The following is a 4,892-nucleotide window of genomic DNA, read 5'->3' on the forward strand; positions in this document are numbered from 1 at the left end:
TTGTTAAATTTCACAAAAAAGCGCTTACATTTTTAATTTTACACACGATGCTCTTGCCGGTTCAGAGATTTATACTAGCGGTAGAATCATATTTCATTTGAGGGGGACGACATCATGATCATTGGAATTCCGAAAGAAATTAAAAACAATGAGAACCGTGTAGCCATTACGCCGGCCGGAGTAGTCGCGCTTAAAAAAAGCGGTCATCAAGTTTTAATCGAACAGGGAGCCGGACTTGGAAGCGGCTTTGAGGATGCTGACTACAAAGCAGCCGGGGCAGACATTTTGGTTGAAGCGAAGGATGTATGGGCAAAAGCGGATATGGTCATGAAGGTGAAAGAGCCGATCAGCTCTGAATACGGCTATTTCCGAAAAGGACTTGTTTTATTTACGTATCTGCACTTAGCAGCTGAGCCTGAGCTTGCGAAAGCGCTTGTGGACAGCGGCGTCACAGCCATCGCCTACGAAACGGTCGAAGTGAACCGGACGCTTCCGCTCCTGACTCCAATGAGTGAAGTCGCCGGACGCATGGCTTCACAGATCGGCGCGCAATTTCTTGAGAAATCAAAAGGCGGCAAAGGCATCCTGTTATCAGGCGTACCCGGGGTAAAACGCGGCAAGGTCACGATCATCGGCGGCGGAGTGGTCGGTACGAACGCTGCCAAAATCGCAGTCGGACTTGGCGCTGACGTCACTTTGATCGATTTGAGCGCTGAGCGCCTCCGCCAGCTCGATGACCAGTTCGGCAAAGACATTCAAACGCTTATGTCCAACCCGCTCAACATTGCGGAAGCCGTAAAAGACTCTGACCTTGTCATCGGCGCCGTCTTAATCCCTGGTGCAAAAGCGCCGAAACTTGTCACAGAAGAGATGATTCAGTCGATGTCCCCAGGCTCAGTTGTTGTAGACGTGGCGATTGACCAGGGCGGCATTATTGAAACGGTTGATAAGATCACTACGCATGACGATCCGACTTATACGAAGCACGGCGTTGTCCATTATGCAGTCGCCAATATGCCGGGAGCCGTTCCCCGTACTTCAACGATCGGCTTAACAAACGTCACTATGCCTTACGCTTTGCAAATCGCAAATAAAGGCGTTGAACAAGCAGTCGCCGAAAATCAGGCGCTCGCTCTCGGCGTCAACGTTGCAAACGGAAGCATTACCTACAAGGCCGTCGCGCGCGACCTTGGATATGAATACGTATCTGTAGAAGATGCATTTCAAACGGTAACCGCTGGTTAAGCGGACCCTATCTTTCTGTCAATTGAATGAAAACATTTTAATTACGCTTTCTGACTGTCCTTTCACGAAAAAAAGCCGGATATCATCCGGCCTTTTTTCATTCTGCTTTAAACCGCTTTCCGGCAAACGGCGTTCGCCTTCATCCAAGAATTCAGCTGCAAGTCAATTTTTGAATGGTGTTCCCGTATCAACATACTTAAATACATTCAGAGACGGCAATGGACGTCCTTTAAAATCAAACAATGCCTGATTGTCTACGGCGCTGCCGCCAAACCACTTTCCTGCGTCTTCCGGGTCGTATTCAGCGGCATAGCTTGTGGCCCAGCCTGATCCGTATGTCTCCCAAAGCGCTTTATTTTTCTCAAGCTGGCGTGCCGGTCCTACTGGAATCCATGCCGGTTCCCAATAGAAAACGCCGATTCCGGCTTCTCCTACATCGCTGACCGCTTGAATCACATCACGGACCGCGTTCGCCTGTCCTTGAACGGTGACCGGGTAATTGAGCGTTTGACCGTTTTTAGGGGCTGTATTTTCGTGTCCGTCTCCGTCTTCAGCCGTATACGTATAAGATGTCTCGGCTACCATGACCTTTTTGCCGTACGTATCCGCGACGGATGTCAGGACGGATGTTAGATTCTTCAGTGTGCCATGCCAAAATGGATAATACGAGCTTGCAAATACATCATAGTCGACATGGTGCCGGTGAAGCGTCTCGGCAATCCAAGCGTACCTGCCGGACGTCTCCGGATTGGTAAAATGCAAGGCGACTAAAATATTCGAATCCGTCTCCCGGACCGCTCGGCTCCCCGCATTGAATAATTGGCTCATCTTCGCCCAGTCCGTTTCACCGGCAAGACCCCCGTTTGTTTCGTTTCCGACCTGCACCATGCCGACGTTGATGCCCGCTGCTTTCATCGCTTCAAGGCTTTGTTTTGTATATTGGTAAAGCGCCGTTTTTTTATCTTCAAAGTTTAGGTTTGCCCATGCTTTTGGCGCTTTCTGTTTCGCCGGGTCCGCCCAGAAATCGGAATAGTGGAAATCCGCCAGCAGCTTCATTCCGTTGGCAGTGGCCCGTTTTCCGATCTGAATCGCTTTTTTCAGATCATTATTGCCCCCTCCATAGCCATTGCCGTTGGCATCATAGGGATCATTCCAGATGCGCACCCGGACATAATTGACGCCTGCTTCCTTCAGCGTTTTGAATATATCCTGTTTCTTTCCGGATTCATTGTAAAAGGCGACGCCGCTCTCTTCCAAAGCGATGATACTCGAAACATCAACCCCTTTTATAAAATCCTTGTGAAGCCCTGAAACCTTTTCGACAAAAAGGCCGCTTTCTGCCGCCTTGGAACCTCTGGCGGCTTCCGCCGGACCGCCGGTTCCAAGTGCGCCCAAAACAACAATCAGCACCACAAAAACAGCCACCACGTTTTTCATGAATCTCGCTTCTCCCCTTTCATGATTGACACACGCTAAACAGAAAACGCTTTCATTATTTTTTCAAGAGAAACACCCACATTAAAGCGGATGTCCCCCGGGCTTATTTTTTTGTTTTTACCGCTATTCTGGCTTCATATTTTTCCAATGTGATTTCGCCGGTCAGCGTTTCTCCGGTCAGCATATCTTTAACGGCCGACTCCAACACGACGGGCTGGCGTTTTTCTGTGAAATTCATGATGAAAATATAATCATTTTCTTCATCCTGTCTGACTTGAACGGAGACGCCAGGCTGATGTTTCACATCAAAAGCCGGTTGAATCGATAGCTCTTTGATCAATGTTTCATAAAAATCCCGATGAAATTGACTGCTTAAGCGCGCACCGATATAGTACGTCTTCCCCTGTTTGTATGAATGGCTTGTAACAGCCGGCGTGTCCGCATAAAAATCGTCCTCATAGAATCCCACGGGATCTGCCGTATCCAGCTTCAGCACGGTCGCATAATCTTTCAGCTCATAGGACCGGTTTTGATAACGGACCCTATTTTTGTCGCCCGGATAGAGCGTATCGGTTTCAACAGGTTCCATGCCAAACATCTCTTGCAGATCTTGCGGCCATCCGCCTAAATAGGTCAGGTCAGATTCGTTGACGATTCCGCTAATATACGTCATCACCAATGTGCCCCCGTTTGCAGCAAAGGCTTTTAAACGCGCGATTGTTTCTTCACTTGCTAGGTAAAGCATCGGAACGATCAGCAGCCGGTACGGCGAAAAATCCTGTTCCTTCGTAATCACGTCGACTGGAATATCACGCTCCCAAAACGCGCGGTAGTGCTCGTGCAAGGTTTGGGGATACCGCTTGGTTTTCATCCCGAATCCTTGTGCATCTTCGAGCGCCCAATGGGTTTCCCAATCATAGAGGATCGCGACATTCGCGGGCCGGGTCGTTCCGACGACTTCAGACAGTTCATCAAGGGTTTGCCCCACTTTTGCCACTTCTTTAAATACGCGGTTCTCGGAACAATTGTCATGGCCGACAACCGCACCGTGAAATTTTTCCGATGAGCCGCGGGATTTCCGCCATTGAAAATAGAGAATGCTGTCAGATCCGTGGGCGATCATCTGCATAGAAGACAAGAGATGCATCCCCGGCCGTTTCGCTTTATTAAAATTGTGCCAATTGACAGCGCTTGGCGTCGATTCCATTAAATGAAACGGCTGCTGTTTCAGGCTGCGGTACAAATCATTGATAAAGCCGACTTTCATGGCCAAATCAGCTGTGCTTTCCCAATCATTGTGCCAGGCGGGATACGCGTCCCAGCTGATCACGTCCAGATGCTTGGCAAACTTGCTGTAGTCCAGCCCTTGAAATGGAATGAGATCATGCGTGTCAGCCATAAAGTTGGTCGTAATCGGAATATTCGGCGTGATTTCCTTCAACGGAACGATTTCATTTTGAAAGAAAGAGATCGTCTGATCAGTGACGAAGCGGCGCCAGTCCAAATTCAAGCCGTGCACCGCATTTTCACCGATCGGAGACGGCGATTCAATCTGTGACCAATCGTTGAAGGTATGGCTCCAAAAAGGCGTCCACCATGCATCATTCAAAGATTTAAGATCATTGTTGTACTTCTTTTTCAGCCAGTCTCTAAAAGCGTGCTGGCATTGATGACAATGGCATTCTCCTCCGTATTCGTTGGAGACATGCCACATCAAAAGGGCAGGATGGCTGCCGTACCTTTCAGCCAGCAAGCGGTTGATCTTTCTCGTTTTTTCACGGTATACGTATGAAGTGAAGCAATGATTGTGCCTTCCGCCATGCAGCTGTTTGACACGTTCCGCATTGACGCGCAGCACTTCCGGATATTTTTGCGACAGCCAAGCAGGACGGGCGCCGCTCGGTGTCGCCATTATAATCCGTCCGCCGTTCCGGTGAATGTTCTCAAACATATCATCCAGCCATTCAAACGTATAGACGCCTTCCTCCGGCTCAAGAGCGCTCCATGAAAAAATCCCCACTGAAAATGTATTCGTATGGGCAAGCTTCATCAGCTTGATATCATCTGCAAGAATATCCGGACGGTCAAGCCATTGATCCGGATTGTAGTCTCCCCCGTGAAGCATGTATTTTGCTTCTGTTACGTGCGTTTTTTCAAGCTTTGACATCATATTTTCCTCCTTATTCTCTTAGCCTTTCGTTCCGCCTGCG

The 4,892-nt window shown here is 48.9% G+C and carries 3 protein-coding genes; 1 reads left to right on the top strand and 2 read right to left on the bottom strand.

What is annotated here, in order from left to right; translation table 11 throughout:
* Window positions 1-114: 114 nt before the first annotated feature.
* A complete protein-coding gene (gene ald, locus C1T29_RS20575) occupies window positions 115-1,245 on the top strand; it encodes an alanine dehydrogenase (RefSeq protein ID WP_020453571.1) in 1,131 nt (376 codons plus the stop codon).
* 162 nt (window positions 1,246-1,407) lie between these two features.
* Here the strand turns inward: ald and C1T29_RS20580 are convergent, their stop codons facing one another.
* Complete coding sequence (locus C1T29_RS20580) at window positions 1,408-2,682, bottom strand: arabinogalactan endo-beta-1,4-galactanase (RefSeq protein ID WP_103749466.1); 1,275 nt, start codon at window positions 2,680-2,682, stop codon at window positions 1,408-1,410.
* 103 nt (window positions 2,683-2,785) lie between these two features.
* Window positions 2,786-4,852: a beta-galactosidase GanA gene (locus tag C1T29_RS20585; protein WP_208945542.1), complete on the bottom strand. Its 2,067-nt coding sequence runs from the start codon at window positions 4,850-4,852 to the stop codon at window positions 2,786-2,788.
* Window positions 4,853-4,892: the final 40 nt, after the last annotated feature.

It is taken from the genome of Bacillus sp. MBGLi79, from assembly GCF_002953915.1.